General features: G+C 73.4%; 14 protein-coding genes. 7 read left to right on the top strand and 7 right to left on the bottom strand.

Going from position 1 to position 22459, the window contains the following annotated elements; translation table 11 throughout:
* Window positions 1-5 precede the first annotated feature (5 nt).
* Window positions 6-1247, bottom strand: coding sequence for an amino acid ABC transporter substrate-binding protein (locus tag ACMXGY_RS00290; protein ID WP_483774895.1), 1242 nt, complete (start codon window positions 1245-1247; stop codon window positions 6-8).
* A 210-nt stretch (window positions 1248-1457) separates the two neighbouring features.
* Here ACMXGY_RS00290 and ACMXGY_RS00285 point away from each other — a divergent pair, with 210 nt between their 5' ends.
* Window positions 1458-2540 (top strand): LacI family DNA-binding transcriptional regulator, encoded by a 1083-nt coding sequence (locus ACMXGY_RS00285; protein WP_483774894.1) that lies wholly within the window; start codon window positions 1458-1460, stop codon window positions 2538-2540.
* Between the two features lie 131 nt (window positions 2541-2671).
* Here ACMXGY_RS00285 and ACMXGY_RS00280 read toward each other — a convergent pair whose 3' ends face one another.
* The gene (locus ACMXGY_RS00280; RefSeq protein ID WP_483774893.1) at window positions 2672-3529 is read right to left on the bottom strand and encodes a class I SAM-dependent methyltransferase; all 858 of its coding nucleotides are present in this window, start codon (window positions 3527-3529) and stop codon (window positions 2672-2674) included.
* A gap of 188 nt (window positions 3530-3717) precedes the next feature.
* Between ACMXGY_RS00280 and ACMXGY_RS00275 the strand changes: the two genes are divergently transcribed.
* From ACMXGY_RS00275 to ACMXGY_RS00265, 3 genes are read left to right on the top strand one after another with little or no spacing between them, the layout of a single operon-like run.
* Complete coding sequence (locus ACMXGY_RS00275) at window positions 3718-4746, top strand: hypothetical protein (RefSeq protein WP_483774892.1); 1029 nt, start codon at window positions 3718-3720, stop codon at window positions 4744-4746.
* A 14-nt stretch (window positions 4747-4760) separates the two neighbouring features.
* Window positions 4761-5558, top strand: a complete 798-nt coding sequence (locus tag ACMXGY_RS00270) for a hypothetical protein (protein WP_483774891.1) — start codon at window positions 4761-4763, stop codon at window positions 5556-5558.
* The gene (locus ACMXGY_RS00265) at window positions 5555-6289 is read left to right on the top strand and encodes a hypothetical protein (RefSeq protein ID WP_483774890.1); all 735 of its coding nucleotides are present in this window, start codon (window positions 5555-5557) and stop codon (window positions 6287-6289) included. Before ACMXGY_RS00270 ends, ACMXGY_RS00265 begins: the two co-directional genes overlap by 4 nt.
* 6 nt (window positions 6290-6295) lie before the next feature.
* Here ACMXGY_RS00265 and idi read toward each other — a convergent pair whose 3' ends face one another.
* Complete coding sequence (idi, locus tag ACMXGY_RS00260; protein WP_483774889.1) at window positions 6296-6892, bottom strand: isopentenyl-diphosphate Delta-isomerase; 597 nt, start codon at window positions 6890-6892, stop codon at window positions 6296-6298.
* Window positions 6893-7081: 189 nt separating this feature from the next.
* Here idi and ACMXGY_RS00255 point away from each other — a divergent pair, with 189 nt between their 5' ends.
* From ACMXGY_RS00255 to ACMXGY_RS00245, 3 genes are all read left to right on the top strand, one after another.
* Window positions 7082-8176: a Fe(3+)-siderophore ABC transporter permease gene (locus ACMXGY_RS00255; protein WP_483774888.1), complete on the top strand. Its 1095-nt coding sequence runs from the start codon at window positions 7082-7084 to the stop codon at window positions 8174-8176.
* Window positions 8173-9234 carry an iron-enterobactin ABC transporter permease gene (fepG, locus tag ACMXGY_RS00250; RefSeq protein ID WP_483774887.1) on the top strand — a complete coding sequence of 354 codons (1062 nt, stop codon included), beginning with the start codon at window positions 8173-8175 and terminating at the stop codon, window positions 9232-9234. The genes ACMXGY_RS00255 and fepG overlap by 4 nt, the downstream gene beginning before the upstream one ends.
* A gap of 131 nt (window positions 9235-9365) precedes the next feature.
* Window positions 9366-10148, top strand: coding sequence for an ABC transporter ATP-binding protein (locus ACMXGY_RS00245; protein WP_483776914.1), 783 nt, complete (start codon window positions 9366-9368; stop codon window positions 10146-10148).
* A gap of 78 nt (window positions 10149-10226) precedes the next feature.
* Here ACMXGY_RS00245 and ACMXGY_RS00240 read toward each other — a convergent pair whose 3' ends face one another.
* From ACMXGY_RS00240 to ACMXGY_RS00225, 4 genes are all read right to left on the bottom strand, one after another.
* The gene (locus ACMXGY_RS00240) at window positions 10227-14708 is read right to left on the bottom strand and encodes an Ig-like domain-containing protein (protein WP_483774886.1); all 4482 of its coding nucleotides are present in this window, start codon (window positions 14706-14708) and stop codon (window positions 10227-10229) included.
* 256 nt (window positions 14709-14964) lie between these two features.
* On the bottom strand, window positions 14965-16983 hold the full coding sequence (locus ACMXGY_RS00235; RefSeq protein WP_483774885.1) for an OmpL47-type beta-barrel domain-containing protein: 2019 nt from the start codon (window positions 16981-16983) through the stop codon (window positions 14965-14967).
* A complete protein-coding gene (locus ACMXGY_RS00230) occupies window positions 16980-19226 on the bottom strand; it encodes a glycoside hydrolase family 127 protein (RefSeq protein ID WP_483774884.1) in 2247 nt (748 codons plus the stop codon). The genes ACMXGY_RS00235 and ACMXGY_RS00230 overlap by 4 nt, the downstream gene beginning before the upstream one ends.
* A gap of 34 nt (window positions 19227-19260) precedes the next feature.
* Window positions 19261-22422 carry a family 43 glycosylhydrolase gene (locus tag ACMXGY_RS00225; RefSeq protein ID WP_483774883.1) on the bottom strand — a complete coding sequence of 1054 codons (3162 nt, stop codon included), beginning with the start codon at window positions 22420-22422 and terminating at the stop codon, window positions 19261-19263.
* Window positions 22423-22459 lie beyond the last annotated feature (37 nt).

The following is a 22459-nucleotide window of genomic DNA, read 5'->3' as shown; positions in this document are numbered from 1 at the left end:
GCTGATCACCAGGCCGGCTTGGGGAAGACGAAGTCGGCTTCCTTGGTGTCCTCGGGCAGGACGATCTGGATCTCGCCGTCCACGTACTGCTGGATGAGGTGGGCGCCCTGCGGCTTGCCGGTCTCGTCCCACGTCAACGGGCCGACGACGGTCTCGACCTCGTTGGTGCGCAGCCAGTCGATGAGCTCCTGCTGGCACTCGCCCTGCTCGGCGCACCCGACGGCCTCGACGGCGGCGGCGACGACCTGGCCGGTCGTGTACGCGTTGGCCTCGTCCTCACCGGGCGGGTTGCCGTGCAGCTCGGTGTACCGCTCGACGAAGTCGACGTTGGACGGCCAGGTGGCGGTCTCGGTGTACCCGGTGGGCGAGAGGATGCCCTCGGTCTTCGAACCGATCGCGGCCGAGAACTCGGGGTTGGTCGGCGCGGTCGAGAACGCGGCGAGCTGCGGCTGGTAGTTGAGCTGCTGCAGCGCGACGATGAGGTTCACGGCGTCCTGGTACTGCGTGCCGCCGATGACCATGTCGGCGCCCGAGTCGTTGATCTTCGCGGCGATCGACGAGAAGTCGGTCGTGTTGGGCGGGTAGACCTCGTCCACGACGATCTCGAGCCCGGCGTCGGCGAGCTTGTCGCGCAGGCCGTAGGCCGTGCCCTGCGCGAAGGGGTCGTCCATCGCGGCGACGGCGACCGTCTGCGGGCGCTCGCCCTCGGGCATCGCGAGGATGTGGTCGGCGAGGTAGTTGTAGTGGTCGTCCGCGACGGCCGGGGCGGCGTAGAAGAGGTTGTCGAACCCCTGCTCGAACACCTCCGCGGCGGCGCCCGCCGGCTCGACGAAGAGCATCCCGTACTCCTGCGCGACGCGCGCGCTCGGCACGACGAGGCGCGTGGAGAACGGCCCGAAGACGAGGTCGACCTCGTCCTGGGCGATGAGCGCCTCGTAGTCCTGCACGACGCGGTCGGCGTTGGACTGGTCGTCGAGGATCTTGAGCTCGACCTGGCGGCCGAGCAGGCCGCCGTCCTCGTTGACGAACTGCGCCCACGCCTCGTAGCCGCGCTGGACGCCCTTGCCGGGCTCCGAAAAGTCGCCGGTGAGGGGGAGGGAGATGCCGACGACGATCGGGTCGTCCGACCCGCCGCCGTCACCTTCCCCACCGGCCCCGCCGCCGGAGCACGCGGTGAGGACGAGCGCCGTCGCGGACACGCCGGCCGCGAGGGCGAGAGCACGCTGCCGAGGGGAGCGCGGGGACATCCGTGGAGTCGACCGAGGGTGCATGGAGTTGACTCTCCCTACTTCGTCGTAGTGAAGACCTGAGCTGTACGTCGGTGTACGTAAGCGCTTTCGTAAGCGCTTCCGTTACAGTACGGTGCGAACGGCGGATGTGGCAAGCGTCACGTTCGGGCGGGCCGTCCTCGAAGGACCGGCCGACTCCCCGACGACGCGCGGACGAGCGGAGCAGGGGTGCGTCGGGAAGGTCGGACCACGAGGGGTCGTAGCGCGCTGCGGCTGGTCGACGTCGCGGAGCGGGCGGGCGTCTCGCTCGCGACGGCGTCGCGCTCGCTCTCCGGGAGCGACGGCGTCTCGGAGCAGGTGGCGGCGTACGTGCGCGAGGTCGCCGCCGAGATGGGCTACATCGCCAACCCGCACGCCCGGACGCTCGCCGGCGGCACGACGTCGGTCGCGGGCCTGCTCGTCTACGAGATCGGGGACCCCTACTTCTCCGAGATCGCGAGCGGCGTCGTCCGTGTCGCGACCGCGCACGGCTGGAGCGTGCAGATCAGCCACACCGAGCGCGAGCCGAGCGCCGAGGTCGCGCAGATCCGCCTCATGCGCGCGCACCGCGTCGGCGTGATCCTCGTCGCCGGGTCCGGGTACGTCGAGCCCGAGATGGAGTCCGACGCCGCGCGCGAGCTCGCCGCGTTCCAGGAGGCGGGGGGCCGCGTCGTCGTCATCGGGCGCCACCACCTGCACGCCGACGCCGTCCTGCCCGACAGCGAGTCCGCGGGCGCGACCCTCGCCGAGCACGTGCTCGGCCTCGGCCACCGCCGCCTCGCGATCGCCGCGGGGCCGGAGCGCCTCACGACGGTCGTCGACCGCACCGCGGGCATCCGGTCGGCGGCCGCCGCCCACGGCATCGACCCCGACGACCTCGTCGTCGTGCACGCGCCGTTCACGCGCGAGGGCGGGCGCGACGCGACGCAGCGCATCCTCGACGAGCACCCGGGCACGACCGCGATCCTCGCGCTCAACGACGCCATGGCCACGGGCGTGCTCTCGCTCCTGCGCGAGCGCGGCGTCGCCGTGCCGCGCGACATGTCCGTCACCGGGTTCGACGACATCCAGGTCGCCCAGGACCTCGCGCCCGCGCTGACGACCGTGCGCCTGCCCATGAGCGAGATGGGGGCGTCGGCGTTCGAGATGGCGCTGCGACCGCCGTCGGCCCGACCCCGGCGCAAGCGCACCGACCACGCGCTCGTCGTCCGCGACTCGACCGCCCCGCCCCGCCCCGGACCGCTGCAGGCACCCGAACCGCTGCGGGCCTGAGATGGCCCCGGCGGGCGGCCGTGTCGGGTCGTGGCGGGTCTGGCGGGAGCCCGCGAGGAACGAGCGGGCGGATGGTAGACCCGGCACGGCCGCCCGCCGGGGCCATCTCACGCCCTCAACAGGAGCGCAGGTCAGAAGGGCTTGCGCGCCACGACGAGGAAGCGCGGGGCCTCGTCGACGAACTCGCGGCCTGCCGCGAGGTGCAGGTGCAGGGCGCGCAGGGGCGCCTCGAAGCGCGCGACCGCCTCGGGCGACAGCGAGGCGAGCTCGGGCACCTGCCACGCGACGATCTTGAGGTACCACAGCACCGCCGACAGGTCGCGGAACCGGCGCAGGCCCTCGTGCTCGCGCGCGACGTCGACGACGAACCCGGCGTCGCGCAGCACCTCGACGGCGGCGTCGAGCGTCACCGAGTCCGGGTCCCACGGCAGCTCGACGCCGAGCGCGGTGTTGAGGCGCAGCCCGTCACGCGTGTCCACCTGCTGCGTGAGGAACACGCCGCCGGGCTCGAGCACGCGCAGCACCTCGTCGGGGTCGAACTCCTCGTGCCGGTCGAGCACGACGGCGAACTGGTCGTCGAAGAACGGCAGGAGCTGCTCGTCGTCCCCGCCCACGGGCCGCACGTCGACGCCGAGGGGCTCGAGCCGGCGTCGGGCCACGGGGAGGTTGGGCGCCCAGCCCTCGGTGGCCGCCGAGCCCGCCGGGAGCGGGGCGAGCGACGCGAGCACCTCGCCGCCGCCCGTGCCGAGGTCGAGGACCGGCCCGCGACCGCTGCCGACGAGCTCGCGCGCGAGCGCGGCGTAGTCCCACGGCAGCGGGTCCTCCACGACGCGGCCCGCCACCGGGGCGAAGTCGAAGCCCACCACGGGGACCGCGCGGGCCCACTCGACGTGGGACTCGAAGGACGCGTCCGGTGCCGGGGCCGGGGGGACCGGCGCGTCCGCCGTCGGGTCGGGCAGGGCGGGTGTCTCGGGAACCGCGGCAGGCATGCGTCGATTGTCACCCCGCGGCGGGTCCGGGCCGAACCCACACGCCCCAGGACGGGGGAGTCCTCCCCATCGCCCTCGTCCGACGGCGCCCGGTACCCTCCTGCGGTGCCCGTGCCGTACGCGCGGGCTCCGGCGACGCGCGGGCGCGCGAGACCGGGACGAGACCGACGACGAGGAACGGGGGCGGCGTGAGCGGCATGTGGGGCGCGGACGTCAACCAGCTACGGACGCTCGCGCAGTCGTTGCAGACCGCGTCCGACCAGCTCGTGACCACGACGTCCCAGGTCAGCGGGCTCGTCGAGGCGTCGATGCGGTGGCAGGGCGGCGACGCCGACCAGTTCCGCGGCGAGTGGACCGGCACCTCGGTCGCGCTGCTGCGGGGCGTGAGCCAGACCCTCGCGGAGGCGTCGCGCGCCGTCCAGCGCAACGCCGACGAGCAGTTCGGCACGAGCACCGAGGGCGGCTCCCTCCCGTCGCCGGGCGTCCCCGGACCCGGGGGACCGGGCGCTCCCGGCGGTCCGGGGATGCCCAGCGGCCCCGGCGGCGGGCCGCTCGGCCCCGTCGACCGCAACGCCCTCGGCGTCCTCGGTGCGGTCGGGCTCGGCGCGCACGGGCTCGTCGGCGTGGGCCTCGACGCGGCCAAGTTCATCCCTGGCATCGGGATCGCCCGCCAGTTCCTCCAGGCCGGCCCGCTGGACGACCTCGCCGCCCTGCGCTCCTCGGCCGTCACCGCGGGCCTCGGCAGGTTCACCGTCAACCACTTCGGGATGACCGCCGCTCGCTCGGCCGGCGCCCTCGGCGGCGTGTTCGGGATCATCGGCGGCGCGAACCAGATCTTCAACTCCGACTACGCCGACCAGGGCGGCTGGCGCCACGTCACGGACCAGGCCATGGGCGGGCTCTCGATCATCGGCGGCGCCGGCTCGATCGCGCTCGCCGCCGGGCTCCTCACGAACCCGGTGGGCATCACGGTGGTCGTCGGTGCCGGGCTCGTCGCCGGGGCGTGGTCGCTCGGCAACTACGTCTACGACAACCGCGAGGCGATCGGCGAGTTCTTCGGCGACATGGGCGGCTACGTCTCCGAGGGCTGGGACGAGGCGACGGACTTCGCCAGCGACGCGGTGGATAACATCGGGGATGCCGCGTCCGATGCCGTGGGCGCGATCGGTGACGGCCTCTCGGAGGCCGGAGACTTCGTCGGAGGCCTCTTCTCGTGACCGCTGGACCCACCATGACCTGGACGACGAGCGACATCGCCGCCGCCAAGGCCACGCTCTCCCGGGCGACCGCCGGCGAGGTGTCCCACGTCTTCTCGCTCACCGACGAGGAGGTCGTGGTGCTCGACGGCGTCCAGCACGCCCAGCTGGTCTCGACGCCCTACCTCGACGGGCTCAGCGACGCCGAGCGCGACCTCGCGCCGCGCGTCGCCCTGAGGTCCCTCGTGGTGCGGGACCTCGTCTCGGCCGCGCGCAAGCCCGACCCCGCGGACCCCGACGGCGAGCCCGCCGTCGGGCTCACGGCCGTCGAGGAGATCACCGGGCCGCTCGTCCTGCGCCGCACGGCCGACGCGATCTGCACCGTCGAGCGGACCACGACGCTCGGCAAGCACTGGGTCTACCTCTACCGCCACGAGGGCGACGTCGTGCTCGAGGAGGAGGTGTCCGTCGAGGGCGCGCACGCCTTCTCGGTCTACCCGGCGGACGTCGCCCGTGCGCGCGTCGCCGACTTCCTCGACCCCGCCCGCAGCGCGGTGCTCGACACGCGAGCCCGCACCCTCACGCGCGAGGAGCTCACGGCGACCGCCGCCCAGGACCCGGCGCTCGCCTCGGCGCTCGCCGTCTCGACGATCGCCGGCGTCGTCGCCGGCTCGGACCGCGTCGAGGTCGTGACCGTCTACACGACGGCGGACGCCGTGCACGTCCTGCGCGGGAGCGAGCACGACGACGCGGGCGACCCCGCGACGTTCTCCCTCCAGGAGGCGAGCCGCGCGACGCTCGAAGGGCTCGCGGACGAGGTCCTGCGCCGGTGAGCGGCGACCGCGCGACGCGCAAGGTCCGCCACTGGGCCGAGATCTCGCGCCTGGGCCGCCTGCGCCACGTCGAGGCCGCGACTCCCAACGCTCCGGCGTGGGTCGTCGTCGTGTGCGTGACCCTCGTGTTCTCCCTCGGCGGCTGGCTGTCCGGCAGCGGGGACCCGTCCGGCGCGCTCGTGCTGCTCGTCTTCTGGGTGCTCGTCGCCGGGATCGGGCTGTGGTTCATGGGCTCGGAGAAGCTGCTCGTCCTCGACCACGGGATCGTCGTCGGCTCGTTCGCGCCGTTCCTGCGGCCGACCGTCGTCCCGTGGTCGGGCCTCGACCCGCGGACGGTGACCGCCGTCGTGGGCAACCAGCGCACGATCGGGCTCCTGCTCGCCGACCGGGGCGTCAGCGGGTCGTCCCGGACCGTCCTGTGGTCGCGCCACCCGGTCACCTTCATGGCCGTGACGCCGCAGGTCGCACGGCACGCGTGGGCCCAGGGTCAGCCGGTCGACCTCGCGACCGCACCCGGGTTCGACCTGTGGGTCTTCTCGACGCGGCGGCCGTCGCGGCAGGCGCCCCTCGTGCAGGCGCTCGCTGCGGCGATGCGCGACGCGCGGGTCCCCGGTGCGGACGCCGTCGTGCCGCACGCGCTGCCTCCCCGCAGGCTGCGCTCGACCGTCGAGGACGCGGACCACCTGGGCATCCCGGACCGGATGCGGCGCGCGCCGCTGCGCCGCGCCTGACGCGCGTCAGGCGGCGGGCGGCGCGAACGCGGCGGCGAGCGACGCCGTGGGGCTCTTCCCGTCCGGGTCGGCGGCGCCGAGCGCGGCGACCTGCAGCACCATCCACGGGCTGAACGCCCACGGCGTGGCGGCCACCGCGCGGGCCACGTCCGCGGGCTCGGCCCACGCGAGCTCCATGACCTCGTCGGGGTTCGGCACGACGGCGCTCACCGCCCTCGCCGTGTAGACGGGGCAGATCTCGTTCTCGACGACGCCGGACGCGTCGACGGCGCGGTAGCGGAACCCGGGCACGGCCACCTGGAGCTCGGCGATCTCGAGGCCGAGCTCGTGGCGCGCGTGGCGGACGATCGACTCCTCGGTCGTCTCGGTCCAGCGCGGGTGGCCGCAGAACGAGTTCGTCCAGACCCCCGGCCAGGTCCGCTTCGCGAGGGCGCGGCGCGTGAGCAGGAGGCGGCCGGCGTCGTCGAGCACGTAGCAGGAGAAGGCGAGGTGGAGCGGCGTCTCGGTCGTGTGGACCGCTGCACGCTCGAACGTGCCGGTCCGACGGCCCTGGTCGTCGACCGTGACGACGTGGTCGGCGGTGACGGGGACGTGGGTGGTCATGCCGTCACTCTCGCACACGGTCACGCGCCCGAGGCAACCCTCCGGCGCGCGAGGGGCGGCACCCGGGTGAGCGGCGTCACGGCCTCCGGGCGCGTCAGCACCTTGCCGGGGGCACCGTGCGGTGAATTAAGGTGAGCATTACCTCATCGCCGTCCGCGGCGACCGTCCCCCGAGCAGATCCGAGCAGGCATGACCACGTCCGCGAGCGCCGCCGCGCCTGCCGACGCCCCACCGGCCGGGCCAGGGTCGGCACCGGGCCGCGACGACCGCCCCGCCGGGCTCGCGCGCACCAACGCCGGCCGCGGGCTCGGCCTCCTCGTCGCCGTCGCCGTCCTCCTCGTCGCGATCGCGCTGAGCCTGGTCGTCGGGTCGAAGCCCGTGCCGCTCGGCACGGTCTGGGACGCGCTGACCGCGTACGACGGCTCGGGCGACCACGTGATCGTCCACGACCTGCGCCTGCCGCGCACGGTCGTCGGGCTGCTCGTCGGGACGGCGCTCGGCGTCTCGGGCGCCCTCATCCAGGCGATGACGCGCAACCCGCTCGCCGACCCGGGCATCCTCGGCGTCAACGCGGGCGCGGGCTTCGCCGTCGTGCTCGCGGTCGCGTTCCTCGGCCTGACCGACATCCAGTCGTTCATCTGGTTCGCGTTCGCCGGGGCGATCGTCGCCACCGTCGCCGTGTACGCCATCGGGTCGCAGGGGCGCGGGGGCGCGACGCCCGTGCGCCTGACCCTCGCGGGCGTCGCGCTGGGGGCCGTGCTGAGCGGCATCTCGCAGGGCATCACGCTGCTCGACCCGACCGCGTTCGACCGCATGCGGTTCTGGGTGGCCGGCTCGCTCGCGGGCCGCACGATGGAGATGGCCGGCACGGTCGCGCCGTTCGTCGTCGTCGGCCTCGTCATCGCGCTCGTCGTGGCGCGCCCGCTCAACACGATCGCGCTCGGCGACGACCTCGCGAGCTCGCTCGGGGCGCACGTCGGCCGCACGCGCGTGCTCGTCGGCATCGCGGTGACGCTCCTGTGCGGCGCGGCGACGGCCGCGGCGGGCCCGATCGGGTTCGTCGGGCTCATGGTGCCGCACGTCGCGCGGTGGACCGTCGGCCCGGACCAGCGCTGGATCCTGCCCTACTCGGCGGTGCTCGCGCCCGTGCTGCTGCTCGTGTCGGACGTCGTCGGGCGCGTCGTCGTCACGCCCGGCGAGCTCCAGGTCGGGATCGTCACGGCGTTCGTCGGCGCGCCCGTGCTCATCGCGCTCGTGCGCCGGTCGAAGGCGAGCGGGCTGTGAGCGCCCCCGCGCAGCGCGTCGACTTCGGCCGCCCCACGCGCGTCGTGCGCGGGCCCGGTGGCCACGTGAGCGTCCGGCTCGACCTGCGCACGATCGGCGTGTGCCTCGTCCTGCTGCTCGTCGCGCTCGCGATCGGCGTCGTCGCGCTGACCACCGGCGACTACCCGCTCACCGTCGCCCAGGTCCTCCAGGCGCTCGTCGGCGGCACCGACGGCCCGGTGCACATGGTCGTCGTCGAGTGGCGGCTGCCGCGCGCCCTCATGGCGCTCGTGCTCGGCGCCGCGCTCGGCGCGAGCGGCGCGATCTTCCAGTCGCTCACGCGCAACCCCCTCGGCAGCCCCGACATCATCGGGTTCAACACCGGCGCGTACACCGGCGCGCTCGTCGTCATCATGCTGCTCGGCGGCGGCTACGTCGGCGTCGCGGCGGGCGCCCTCGTCGGCGGGATCGTCACGGCCGCCGTCGTCTACGTGCTGTCGTACCGGCGGGGCGTGCAGGGATTCCGGCTCATCATCGTCGGCATCGCGGTGTCCGCGATGCTCGCGTCCGTCAACCAGTGGCTCATCATCAAGGCCGACCTCGAGACGGCGATGGCCGCGGCCGTGTGGGGCGCGGGGTCGCTCAACGGCATCACGTGGGCGCAGGCCGCGCCGGCGTGCGGGCTCGCCGCGCTCATCGCCCTGCCGCTCGTGCGGCTCGCGCCCCGGATGGGGATGCTCGAGCTCGGGGACGACGCCGCGACCGCCCTCGGCCTGCGCAGCGAGCCCGTGCGCCTCGCGCTGGTGATCGTCGGCGTCGCGCTCACGGCGCTCGTCACCGCAGCGGCCGGTCCCATCGCGTTCGTCGCCCTCGCCGCACCCCAGCTCGTCCGCCGCCTCACCGGCAGCGCCGGGGTGCGCATCCTCCCGGCCGCGTTCATGGGGGCCGTGCTCCTCGCGGCGAGCGACCTCGTCGCGCAGCGCGCGTTCGCCCCGACGCAGCTCCCCGTCGGCGTCGTCACCGTGAGCGTCGGCGGCATCTACCTCGTGTGGCTCCTCGTGCGGGAGGCGCGCAAGTGACTCCGAACCCCCGACCCGGAAGGACCCCGGTGGCCCTCACCAACGTCGACGCCCCGCCCGCCGTCGAGACGGCCGCCGTCCCCGCCGACGCGCCGGTCACGGCCGCGCCCGGGGTACAGCCGACCGACCGGCTGCACGCCGACGGCATCACCATCGGCTACGACGACCGCGTCATCTCGTCGGACCTCGACGTGACGATCCCCGACGGGTCGTTCACGGTGATCGTCGGTCCGAACGCGTGCGGCAAGTCGACGCTCCTGCGCGCGCTGTCGCGCCTGCTCAAGCCGTCGCGGGGCCAGGTCGTGCTCGACGGCCGGTCCATCTCGTCGATCCCCGCCAAGGAGGTCGCGCGCCGCCTCGGCCTCCTGCCGCAGACGTCGATCGCCCCCGAGGGCATCACCGTCGCCGACCTCGTGGCGCGCGGGCGCTACCCCCACCAGAAGCTCCTGCGGCAGTGGTCGCGCGAGGACGAGGCGGCCGTCGTCGGCGCGCTGGAGGCGACGGGGACGACCGAGCTCTCCGGCCGACTCGTGGACGAGCTGTCCGGAGGGCAGCGGCAGCGCGTGTGGGTCGCGATGGTCCTCGCGCAGGAGACGCCGATCCTGCTCCTCGACGAGCCGACGACGTTCCTCGACATCGCCCACCAGATCGAGCTGCTCGAGCTGTGCGCCGACCTCAACCGCGAACGCGACCACACGCTCGTCGCCGTGCTGCACGACCTCAACCACGCGTGCCGCTACGCGACGCACCTCATCGCCATGAAGGATGGCGCGATCGTCGCCGAGGGCGCGCCGGCCGAGGTCGTGACGGCCCAGCTCGTCGAGGACGTGTTCGGTCTCCCGTGCCGCATCATCGCCGACCCGGTCACGGGCACCCCGCTCGTCGTCCCCGAGGGCCGCCCCCACCGCGTCTGACCGCCGAACCCGGGGTTACGGGCCGATCGACGCCTCGAACGGCACGTAACCCCGGGTTCGGCCGGGTTCGCGGGCGCGTCAGCCGCAGTCGAGCGCGTCGTACGACGCGTCGAACGTCGCCGTCACGTCGTCGCCCCCGACGGCGCCCGTCGCCGTGACCTGCACGTCGCCCGCCTCGACCGACACCGACCGCGACGCGAACGACTGGTACGCGTTCTTGCCCGGCGCCACCTCGGCGAACACCTTCTCCCCGAACGGCGTCGAGACCGTGACCGCGAGCGGCACGTCCTCACCGTTCGTCGCACGCACCGCGACGTACGCCTTCCCGGCCAGGCACCGCGGCACGGCCTCGACCACCACGTCGAGCGTCGGCTCGGCCCCCGCCCCGACCGTGACGGTCGCGCGCGCCGGGAGCTCCGTGCCCGCGACGTCACCGGTGACCTCGAACGTGCCCTGCTCGGCGTAGCTCGCCGGGTCGACGGCCTCCCACACGACCGGTGTGCCGCTCGCACGCGACCCGTCGTTGTACTGGACCGTCACGGTGCCGGGCAGGGCCGGTGCGACTCCGACGGCGGTGCCGAGCTCGACCGGGTCGATCGTCGTCACGGTCGTCGCGAGCTGGGCACGGACCCATACCGTCGCCCGCGCCGGCAGCGTCGTCGTGGCGAGCACCCCCACGACGGCCACCTCGCCCTCGTGGGCCACGTCCTCCGCCGAGACGGCGCCCCACGTGACGGGCGTCGTGAGGCGGGCACCGTCCGGGTAGACGACGTCGACCGTCGCGGGGAGCCCGGGTACCGCCCCCACGGTGGTCCGCACGTCGACCGGTTCGACCGACGCAGCCTCGGCCGCGAACACGCGCCACTCCGAGACGCCGACCGCGGAGTAGCCTCCGCCAGGTCCCTGGAGGGCGTCGAACGTGGCCCGCAGGCGCGTCGTCGTGACCGCGCCGAACGTCACCTCGTTCGTCACGTCGCGCTCGGTGCCGAAGGCCGACGGGTCGGGCACGTCCGCCCAGCTTCCGTCGCCCTCGGACGTGTCCCAGTACTGCAGGTGCCAGCCCTGCGGGACCGCCACGCCGGAGCCCCCGGTCGTGCTGTCGTACCAGAAGTCGATCGATGTGCGGTCGATGCGCGCCGGCTCGTCGAACGTGTACTCGAGCCAGCGGCTCGCGGGCTCGTTCCCCGTCCACGTGCCCCACAGGTCGACCTGGTTGCCGCCCGAGAAGAACGGCGCCTTGCCGTCGTTGACCGCGTCGACCCTGTTCCACCCCGTGACGAAGCTCGCCGTCGGGGTGGCGGCGGGGGCGAGGTTGATGTCGCCCTCCGCGAGCGCCGTCGCCTCCACGACGACGTCGGCCGTGTCCGTGCGGTCGCCCTGCGTGGCCGTGAGGCGCAGGGTGTACCGCCCCTCGGCGCCGAACCTCGCGACGGTCGTCGCCGCGCGCTCGTCGACGAAGAGCACGTCTCCGTCGGTCGGAGCCTCGACCACGGACCAGCGCGCTTCCACCGGCTCGGGCGACGACCCGTCGCCCTGCGCGAGGCCGATGAGTCGAGCGGCTCCCGCCTGGCCGTACCCGGAGTCGGTCCACGCGTCCGCGTGCGGCCCCGCGTCGGTAGGTTCGGGCGCGTCGACGCCCGTGGCGAAGGCCTGGACCTCCTTGACACCGGTCCGGGCGCCGTCAGCGTGCTGGACGGTGAGGCGCAGCCGCTCCGCCTCGACCCGCGGGAACCGTACGCGGTTGAGGTTGCCCTGCGGATACGCGGGAGCGCGGGCCTGGTCGGGCACCGGCTTCCAGCCGGTGCCGTCGTCGTACTCGACGAGGAGCTGCGACGGCGCCGCGTAGCCCTGTGCCGTCTGGGTCGAGGACGTGCGGTACAGGAACACCCGCACGTCGTCGACCGGCACTGCCGCACCGCCGTCAGCGAGGTCGACCGTCAGGGTGTCGGCTGCGTTCGGCGACCCCGCCGTGCCCCAGAACGACTCCATCGTGGTCAGGCCGTCGACGGCCTGCGTGCCGGCGCGGCCGGTCGCCGCGAACGACGTCGTGACGGGCTTGCCGGCGGCGACGTCTGTCGCATCGTGGTCGGCGCCCGTCGCAGGGGTCCCTGCCTTCGCCAGCAGGTCCGCGACGCGTGACCCGGCGCCGAACCGGACGTCCGTGACCTCCGCGAGCCCCAGGGCCGTGGCGTTCGTGGCGGTCACGCCGTCCTCGGTCTCGACGGCGCCCGTCGCGGGGTCGTAGACCACCCGGGAGAGCGCGTCGACCGTGAAGGCGACCTCGCCGTCGAGGAACACGGAGTAGCCCTCGGGCACGCCCTCGCCGTAGTGGTGCTCGCCGTCGGGGGCGTCCCACGTGATCGTCAGGTCCTTGTCGCGGTAGCGCAGGTCGGTGGCGGCGAAGTGCTCCCAGCCGACGTCGATCGGGTCGAGCTCGATCCTCGCGTCGGTACGCGGCCGAAGGCCCATCGCGTCCTCGACGACCGTCCAGTTCGTCGTCCCGAGCATCGTGTGGTGGATCCACGAGCGGTAGCCGATGCGTTGCGGGTCGGTCGAGCCGTCGGCCCAGAACTCGTTCTGGTCCGGATACCGGTTGTCACCGTCGTTCTGGTAGTGCGCCCACGCGTTCCAGTAGAGGAGCTTCTTGTACCAGTCCGCGTCGACGTACGGCGTCGGATAGTCGCGCAGCACCGAGGACAGCATGCGGAACGTCACGTTCGAGTTGATGACCGAGAAGTTGTTGCTCCCTGGGTGCCCGGCCGCGGCTGCTTCGGCCTTGTCCGCCTGGTTCGCGGTGAAGAACGGAAAGATCGGGAACTGGTCGTCGTCGGCGAAGAGGCGCAGCGCCTCGACGTAGTCGTCGTCGTAGTCGGCGTCGCCCGGTTTCGGCATCAGCCCGACGCTGAACGGGTAGTAGTTGTTGATCTCCTTCCACGGCACCTGCTCGCCCGTGGCGGCGACCGCGTGCAGCAGCAGGTCGTCCTCCGGGTCCCACAGGTGCTCGAGCACCGCGTCCTTGACGGACTGCGCCGTGCCGCGCAGGGCCTCGGCGCGCTCGGTCTCGCCGGCGACATCGAGCGCCTCGGCGCCCGCGACCGCCCCGCTGTAGACGTACGCGCTCTCGGCGCGGTCGAGTCGGCCGTCGGCCCAGTCGAACGACACCGCGTCGGCGTCGTTGCCGGTCCACGCGTTCCAGCTCGTGTCGAGCAGGTAGTTGTCGTTCGTGTCGAGCACCGCCAGCTCCCCGGCCGTGTCCCGCTCGGCGTAGGTCCCGAGCGTGCCCGCCACGGACGCGGGCCCGCCGTGGACCTGGTAGGACTTCCACGCCGACTCGGAGATGTACTGCGTGTGGCTCGCGTTCCAGTTCGCCGGGTCGCCCGGGTTGTCGCGGTACTGACCCTGGGCGCCCGCCGTCTCGCCTGCGGACAGCCATGTCCCGTACGACCAGGCCGGGTCGCGCAGGTACGTGAGGTCGTCGAGGAACATCCCGATCGTCAGGTCGATCGCGTTGTTGTAGCCGAGCACCCCCTCCATCGTCGTGGGGAACTGGTAGTCGTTGCCCGGCACGTCCGCGTCGAGGAAGTTGAACCGCATCAACCACCAGCGGTAGAAGAGCGTCTTGTCGATGTTGTCCTCGGGGGTGTCGAGGAACGGGATGTTGTCCGCCCACCACGCGTTGTAGGCCGTCACGTGCTCGGTGTACGCGGCCGCAGGGTCGAGCGCGCGGTACTCGTCGTACTCCGCGAGCGAGCCCGGGAGCTCGTGCGTGACGAACCCGAGCTGCACCTTCGTCGTGGCTGCGCCGTCGGCCGGTACCGCGACCGTGCGCGTGAGCGCGCCGTCCGCCACGGCGAAGCCGTCGCCGGAGAAGCGCGGGAAGACCGTCGTGATGTCGTTGAGCGTGCGCACCGCGCCGGTGAGCTCGTCGGCCTGCGCCTGCGTGGCGAACGGGCTCGCCGCACGGACGGTGACGTCTCTCGCCCTCCCGTCGGTCGAGCTGATCGTCACCTGCGTGACGGCCACGTTCTCGTGGGTGACGTACTTCGTCTGCACGACGCGCAGGCCGTGCTCGGTGGAGGTGAACGTCGACCGCCAGTACGACGGCGTCTGCTTGCGCTCCGCCGCCACCTCCGTGAGCGTCACCGGGCTGCCGTCGACGAGCACGTCGAGGGTGTAGGCCCCCTGGCTCCCGGCGAGCGACTCCCAGTACGCCACCTCGCCGGCGAAGCCGAGGCGGGCCGGGTCGTGCGTCTTCATGAAGACGGCGCGCCCGCGGCTGAACAGCCACTGGTTGCCGTCCCCGTTCGACCCGCCCGGCTGCGTGCCGGTGCGCGCGAGCATCCGGTCGACCCAGAAGTCGTGGTCCGTGTCGCTCCCGGCGCCCGCGGCGACATCGGCCTCGAAGACGGCCGCGAGCTGGCCCTGGGCGTGGAAGCCGGTGCGCAGGTCGGGGACGGGATGCTCGTCGCCGGAGAAGACCGGCAGGCCGACGTCGGCGTTCGGCGCCGCGGTCGCGCCGGGGACGAGCGTGACACCGCCGAGCACGACGGCGGACGCCACGACGCACGCGACGGTCCGTCGGCGCGCCGGGTGGCGAGGCGCGCCGGGGCCCGTGGACGAGTCGTCGGTCGTCCGGGTGGTCGCCCCTCGCGGGACGGGGAGATGCGGTTGCACGGGTGTCCTGCCTTTCGTCGTCGCGGCAGCGGGCTGTCGCGGGCACGTCGTCATGACGTCCTGCCGTCGGGCAGGACGAGCGCCGGGCCGCGACGGCGGTGGTCCCTGGTGAAGGGTTCCGCCGTCGCGTCCCGGCGTTGGCTCAGCCGCAGTCGAGCGCGTCGTACGACGCGTCGAACGTCGCCGTCACGTCGTCGCCCCCGACGGCGCCCGTCGCCGTGACCTGCACGTCGCCCGCCTCGACCGACACCGACCGCGACGCGAACGACTGGTACGCGTTCTTGCCCGGCGCCACCTCGGCGAACACCTTCTCCCCGAACGGCGTCGAGACCGTGAGCGCGAGCGGCACGTCCTCACCGTTCGTCGCACGCACCGCGACGTACGCCTTCCCGGCCAGGCACCGCGGCACGGCCTCGACCACCACGTCGAGCGTCGGCTCGGCGCCGAGCGGCGGCAGGACGACCTGCCCGCGGACCTCCTCGTTGCCCGCCGCGTCGGTCGCGGCGAACTCGATGACCTGCTCCTCCTCCGTGAGCGCGCGCGTGAAGGGCTCGGTGTAGGTTCCCCAGAACGTGCCGGGGCCCTCCCACTGGATCTTGTCGACGCCGGAGCCCGCGTCGGTCGCGCCGAGCGTGATCTCCACGCTCGTGCCGAGGTCGCGCACGGTGGCCGTCGTGACCGGGGCGACCGTGTCGACGCGCAGCGCGCGCGATCCCTCGCCCACGTTGCCCGCGGCGTCGGTCGCCCGCGCCGCGACGGTGTGCTCGCCCTCGTCGAGCGGGAACGGGCCGTCGTACGCGGCCCACTCGCCGCCGTCGACCGAGACCTCGACCGTCGGCGACGCGTCGCGGTTGTCCGTCGCGACGACCGTCACGGTCGGGTGCTCCACGTGCCAGCCCGACGTCGCCGGGCCGGGCTGCGCCGTGACGGCCACCGTGGGAGCGATCGTGTCCTCGCCCGTGTCGGGTGCGACGACGAACACCACGGCCTCGGCCGGGACGTCCGTCCCGTCGACGTCGCCCTCGACGAAGAACAGGCCGTCGGGCTCGGCGTAGTCGGCCGGCTGGACGTCCTCCCAGGTCACGGAGATGCGGCTGTCCTTCGAGGCGTCCGCGTACTCGGCCGTCACGGTCGCGGGGAGCACCGGGGCGGTGCCCGCGAGCGTCACGACGCTCACGCCGTCGACCGCCGTGATGTCGCCCGGGTCGCCCGCGCGCACGTGCACGGTCCCGGACACGGGCTCGACGAGCTCGGTCGACGCTCCGGTCACGTCGAACGCGCCAGGGGCGGCCACGTCCTCGGCCGTGACGTCCTCCCAGTCGACCTCGACCGTCTCCACGCGCCCGTCGGTGAAGATCGCGTCGATCTCGGCCGGCAGGTCGGGCAGGACGCCGACGTCCGTCGGGATGTGGACGGGCGAGTAGTCGATCGGGCCGTTGGGGTCGACGGGGTCGGGCTCCTCGACCCCGCCCGTGCCCCAGACCTCCCACTCGGAGACGCCGACGGCGGAGTACGTGGTCGCCGTCGTTCCCCGCAGAGCGTGGAAGGTCGCGCGCAGCCGCGTCGTCGTGACCGCGTCGAACGTCGTCTCGTTGGGCTCGAGCCGCTCGACCGGGAACCCGCTCGGGTTCGGCACGTCGACGAAGGTGCCCGCGTCGTCGTCCCAGTACTGGAGCGTCCAGGACGCCGGGACGCGCACGTTGTCGCCGTTCGCGTCCGTGCCGTCCGACCAGAACCGGACCACCGAGCGGTCCACGGTCACGGGCGCGGGCCACGCGTACTCGAGCCACTGCGTCGCGGGGCGGTCGCCGCTCCACGTCGCCCACGTGGCGTCGTGGGCGCCGCCGGTGCTCACGCCCGCGCCGTCGTTGACGGCCTCGACCTTGTTCCACGACGCGGTGTAGCTCGCCTCGGGCGTGCCGAGGAGCGCGACGTTCGACGGCGCCTCGTCCGCCGCGGCGACCAGCGGGTCGGCGCCCGTGCCCCCGGTGGCGGCCCACGCGCCGACCCCCGCGCCCGTGAGGGCCAGGGCGAGCGCCGCGGCGGTGGCGACCACGCGCCGTCGCGCCCCGGGTGCCCGCCCGGCATCCCCCGGATGCCCTCCGAGCGGGATCAGCACCGTCGCGCCGTCCCCCCGTGATGAGTCGTCGCGCATGCTCATGCCAACCTCGCCTTCCCTGCGGTGACCAGGACCCTCTGACCGTCGCGGCGGCTGAGGAGCCCCTCCGCGGTGAACTGCTCGACCGTGCGCTGGACCTTCGTGAGGAAGGCGGTCCGGTCGGCGAAGCCGCCGTCGCCCCAGACGACGTCGAGGAACGACGTGCCGTTCGGCCGCACCGCGTTGGCCACACCGCTGTCGCGGCCCCCGAAGACGACGCGCGGCTCGGACCGCTCGACGTACATGTGGTACTGCGTGTCGTCGCCCGACCACGCGGGCTCGAACGTGAGGTCGCCGAGCCGGTAGTACCCGTCGCCGAGGTCGGTGAAGGCGCCGTCGAGCGTGCCGTCGAGACCCAGGTGGGCGTAGAGCGAGAGCTGGAGGTACTCGCGCGACGCGCTGCGCGCGAGCAGGACCGTCGGGCCGTTCTCGATGCTCTGCACCGCGGGGTTGTCGAGCGTCGGCACCGCGCGGATGCTCAGCGGCATGTCGATCTCGACGACGTCGCCCGGGAGCCACTGCCGGGACACGCTCACGTAGGTCCCCGGCACCGCGTCGAGCTCCTGCTCCACCCCGTTGACGCGGACCGTGAAGCCCTTGCGCACCCACCCGGGCACGCGCAGGCGCAGGTCGAGCTGTCCCGAGCCGTTCACCGTGAGCCGGCTCGAGCCGACCTTCGGGTACTGCGTCTCCTGGACCACCTCGAAGCCCTTCTCCTCCCAGGTCAGCGTGGAGGCGAGGTAGAGGTTCACGTACAGCGCGGAGCCGTCGACCGCCCGGAAGTACACCGAGTCGCGGTACTTCACGTGGTTCTCGAGGCCCGTGCCGCCGCAGCAGGTCCCCGTGTTGCCGTACTCGCGTCGCGTGCCCGGGTTGACGCCATACATGTACGTGACGTCGGGCGACGTGTCGGACTGCGTGTTCTTCTTCGACCCGACGACGTGGTTGAGCACGCCGCGCTCGTAGTACTCCATGTACTTCGGGTCGAGGGTGTGGAAGAACAGCAGGCGGCTCAGCTTGAGCATGTTGTACGTGCCGCACGTCTCGGCGTTGCGCGCGCCGATGTCTCCGGCGACGGTGTTCGGCGGGCCGAAGAGCTCGCCCTCGCCGTGCCCGCCGTGCGCGTACGTGCGCCCGGGCACGACCATGCCCCAGAAGCCCTCGACCGCCCGCAGGTAGCGCTCGTCGCCCGTGAGGTCGTGCACCTTGAGGTACCCCGGGAACTGCGGGATGTGCTGGTTGGCGTGCTTGCCGTTGAGCGTGTCCGTGCCGGCGGCGCTCGCGTCGACGAGCGTGTTGAGGTCGAACAGCTTCGCGGTGGCGACGTAGGTGTCGTCTCCCGTGATCGACGCGATGTCGGCCAGCACCTCGTTCATGCCGCCGTACTCGCCCGCGATGTAGATGCCCCACATGCGGTCGAGCTGCGCCTGCGGCAGCACCGACAGGCGGCTGTGCACCCACGCCGCCATGGAGGTCGCGATCTCCAGGGCCTGGTCGCTGCCCGCGAGGCGGTACGCCTCGAGGAGCCCCGCCATGATCTTGTGGCACGTGTAGTACGGCGCCCAGATCTCGCCGTACGGGGCGTACTTCTCGAGCTGGCTGAACTGCCACTCGCCGTACGCGGCGAGGAAGCCCGGGTGGCTGAACCGCCCCATGGCCGCGAGCGCCGTCTGGACCTCGCCCAGCCCCTCGACCACCTGGTTCACCTTGTCCTGGAACACGGTCTCGCCCGTGCTCGCGTAGGCGAGCGACAGCATAGACAGGAAGTGACCGCCGTAGTGGCCGCGCAGGAGGTTGGCCGTCTGGGTGTTCGCGCGGCCCGGGTAGTCGTCCGGCCCCCACGGCTGCTCATTGGCGTGGCCGAAGCCCTCCCAGCCACCGGGCGCGTTCGCGCCCCTCGTGTCCAGGCCCGCGTTGCGGCGGAACACCGCGAGGACCCGGTCGACCGGGTAGACGCGGGCGAGGTGCAGGATCTGGTCCTGGGACCGCGTCGCGACGCTCGGGGCGAGGGTCACGTCCGACATCGAGAACGGCTCGGCGGTCCACCCGTCGAGCGTGATCGACCGGTCGAGGGTCTTGAGGAACCCACGGCTCACGGGAGGCGCGGCAGGGACGACCGCGCGGGGCAGGGGCGGGGCGGCCTGGGCGCCGCCCGCGAGCGCGACGGCTCCCGCCGTCGCACCCGCCGCGAGCGCACCGAGCCGGAGGACGGACCTCCGGGAGTACCTCGAGTCGTGCAGGGTCATGCGGATCTCTCCTTCACTCGTCGTCGAGCGGACTTCAGTCGCAGTCGATCGCGTCGTACGGGACCGTGAGGTCGGCGGACACCTCCTCGCCGTCGACCGTGGCCGATCCCGTCACGGTCACCGAGCCGGCCGCGAGGGACGTCTGGCGCACCGAGAACGACTGGTACGCGTTCTTGCCCGGTGCGACGCCGGTGAAAGACCGCTCGCCGAACGGCGTGGAGAGCACGACGTCGGCCGGGACCTCGGCGTCGTTCGTCGCCCGGACGGCGACGTACGCCGTGCCCGCGAGGCACCGCGCCTGGGCGGTGGCCGTGAGGGGCAGCTCGGGGTCGGGGTCGACCGTCCCGGGGTCGTCGGCGAACGCGCGCCACTCGGTGACGGCGACCGCGGAGTACGTGGTCCCGTTGCCGTTCGCCTGGAACGTCGCGCGGAGGCGGGACGTCGTGACCGGGTCGAACGTCACCGTGTTGAACGCCGTGGTGCTCGTGCCGTACGCCGACGGGTTCGCGACGGGCGACCAGTCCTGCGCGGCGTCGTCCCAGTACTCGAGGAGCCACGAGTCCGGCGCGTTGACGCCGTCGCCGCTGCCCGGCGCGGAGTCGCGCCAGAACTTGAGCTCGGCGCCCGTGAGGCGGATCGGGCGCGACCAGTCGTACCGTGCCCACTGCGTCGCCGGGCGCGTGCCCGACCACGTCCCCCAGATCTGCGCCTGGCTCGGGTTCGCCGGGTCCGCGCCGTCGTGGAGCGCCCCGACGCTGTTCCAGCCCGCGGTGTACGACGCGGTCACGGTGGCGATGGGTGCCACGTTGCCCGTGAGCGGGCCCGAGATGTCCGCGGGGATCGTCACGACCTGGGGCGTCCCGGCGTTGCCCGCCGCGTCGACCGCACGGAACGACACGCGGTGCTGGCTCGCGTCCGGCGCGGCGACGGGACCGTCGTACTCCTGCCACGCGCCGGTGCCGATCGCGTACTCGACGCGCGCCACGCCGGACGTGGCGTCGGTCGCGGTGACCGTCACGGTCCGGGCCGCCTCGTCGAGCACGCCGGTGCTGACCGGTGCGACGCGGTCGATCCGGACGTCGAGCGCCACCTCCTCGGAGACGTTGCCCGCCCGGTCGGTCGCCGTCGCGACGACGCGGTGCTCGCCGTCCCCGGTGACGGGGACCTCGGTCGTGCGGACGTGCCCCGTCGCGACGGGTGCGCCGTCGTCCACCCGTGCCGCCAGGACGACGCGGCCGCCCGAGTCGTCCGTCCCGTCGACGCGCACGCGCACGTCGGACCGGAACCAGCCGGCGCTGCCCGCGCTGCCGAGCGCGGTGAGCGTCAGCTCCGGCGCCGTCTCGTCGCCCGCGGCGGCCTCGGCGGGGATCACGGTGACGTCCGCGCTCACGCGCCCTCCGGCGTACCCGAGCACGGACCCCTCGACGGTGAACGTCCCGGGTGCGGCGACGTCGTCGGCGGTGACCTCGTCCCAGGTCGCGGGGACCTGGAGGGTCTCGCCGCCGGGGTAGGTGACGCCGACCGTGCCGGGCAGGTCGGTCTCGCCCACCTCGACGGTCACCGCGGGCGGCACGACGGCGTCGGGCTGGGCCGCGAGGACCTTCCACTCCTCGACCGCGACGGCCGAGTAGGTGCTGCCGTTGGTGGACGCGTCGAAGACCGCCCGCACCTGGGTGGTCGTGACGGGGTCGAACGTCGTGTCCTGGAAGCCGCTCGTGCCCGTGCCGTAGGCGCTGGGGTTCGGCACGTCGACCCAGGAGCCGCCGTCGGACGCGTCCCAGTACTGGATGCGCCACGACGCGGGGGCGGCGACGCCGACACCCGTGCCCTGGGGCTGGTCGTTCCAGAACTCGACCTGCGAGCCCGCGAGGCGCATCGGCTGGTCCCACGTGTACTGGACCCACTGCTGCGGCGGGTTGTTGCCCGTCCACGTGCCCCACATGTCCGGGGGCAGCGGGTTGGGCCGCACGATCTCGTCGTTGAGCGCCTTCTTCCAGTACTGGGTCGGGACGGGCTCGTTGGAGACCGTGACCGTCGCCTCGTGCGCGACGTTCGCGCGCGGCGTCGTGTCCGCGACCTTCGCGGGGGTGGTGACGACGCGCTCCATGCGCGGCGGGGACTGCGTGTCGTCCCACTCCACCCGGTCGATCGCCACCGAGCGCCGGAAGTGGTTGCCGCCCTCGGCGTCGGCCGTGTGGTACGCGATCCACCATTCGCCGTCGAACTCGAGGATCCCGGGGTGGCTCGTGGTCGACGACACGGGCGCGAGCACCGTGCCGCGGTACGTCCAGGGCCCCTCGGGGGAGGTCGCGGTCCCGTACGCGATGCACGCGTGGTAGTTCGCCGGGGTGCACTGCGAGGTCGGGCCGGCATTGTTCCCCGCGTACGCGAGGTAGTACGTGCCGTTGCGCTCGAACGCCCACGCGGCCTCGAAGAAGCCGGTGAGGCCCGTGACCGTGCGGACGCTGCCGACAGGCGTCTTCATGTCCTGCCCGAGCTCGAGCATGCGCAGGTTGCCGAAGCTGCCCCACCACACGTAGACGCGGGCGTCCCCGCCCTCTCCGTCGACGAGGACCGTCGGGTCGATGTTGTGGATCGTGTTCGTCGTCGGGACGCGCTGGGAGATGATCGGGGCCCCGACGTGGTCCGTCCAGGGGCCGGTCGGCGAGTCGGACACGGCGACGCCGATGCCGAACTTGTCCGACGCCGGGCTCGACGCCTCGTGGACGGGGACGTACCAGTAGTAGCGCCCGTCGACCCCGGCCACGACCTGCCCCGCGTACGCGCGTCCCGGCGTCGCCCAGTCGAAGACCTGCTCGGGCCGCATGAGCGACGGGTGGTGGGTCCACTCGCCCGCGTCCACGTCGCTCGTCACGAACGCGCCCCACTCGTTCATGATGAAGTCGTTCGTCGTCGGGCCCGCCTCGTCGTGGCCGGTGTAGACGTAGAGCTGGTCCGCACCGGTCTCGTTGCCGGGCGCCCCTGACGGGACGACGAGCGGCGCCGGGTCGGCCGAGTAGTAGCTGCCGTCGGCGAGGATCGGGTTCTCGGTGCTCGTGAACGTGTACGGGTCCGCGGCGGACGCCGGCCCCGCCGACACCGCGACGGTGCCGAGGGCGAGCACTGCTGCGAGCGGGGCGGAGAGAGCGCGCGACGCGCCCCGCACCGACCGCCGCGTGCTGCGGTGGGCTGTCATGACCTGCTCCTGACGGTCGGCGCGAGACACCTCGTCG

Source organism: Cellulosimicrobium sp. G4 BAM 1002 (assembly GCF_057126935.1).
The sequence above is the reverse complement of the archived record's forward strand: the minus strand, read 5'-3'. Positions and strand labels throughout refer to the sequence as shown.

Coding starts and splice junctions, on each gene's coding strand:
- ACMXGY_RS00290 (WP_483774895.1), bottom strand. CDS start 1,247: ATGTCCCCGCGCTCCCCTCGGCAGCGTGCTCTCGCCCTCGCGGCCGGC.
- ACMXGY_RS00280 (WP_483774893.1), bottom strand. CDS start 3,529: ATGCCTGCCGCGGTTCCCGAGACACCCGCCCTGCCCGACCCGACGGCG.
- ACMXGY_RS00270 (WP_483774891.1), top strand. CDS start 4,761: ATGACCTGGACGACGAGCGACATCGCCGCCGCCAAGGCCACGCTCTCC.
- idi (WP_483774889.1), bottom strand. CDS start 6,892: ATGACCACCCACGTCCCCGTCACCGCCGACCACGTCGTCACGGTCGAC.
- ACMXGY_RS00255 (WP_483774888.1), top strand. CDS start 7,082: ATGACCACGTCCGCGAGCGCCGCCGCGCCTGCCGACGCCCCACCGGCC.
- ACMXGY_RS00235 (WP_483774885.1), bottom strand. CDS start 16,983: ATGAGCATGCGCGACGACTCATCACGGGGGGACGGCGCGACGGTGCTG.
- ACMXGY_RS00230 (WP_483774884.1), bottom strand. CDS start 19,226: ATGACCCTGCACGACTCGAGGTACTCCCGGAGGTCCGTCCTCCGGCTC.
- ACMXGY_RS00225 (WP_483774883.1), bottom strand. CDS start 22,422: ATGACAGCCCACCGCAGCACGCGGCGGTCGGTGCGGGGCGCGTCGCGC.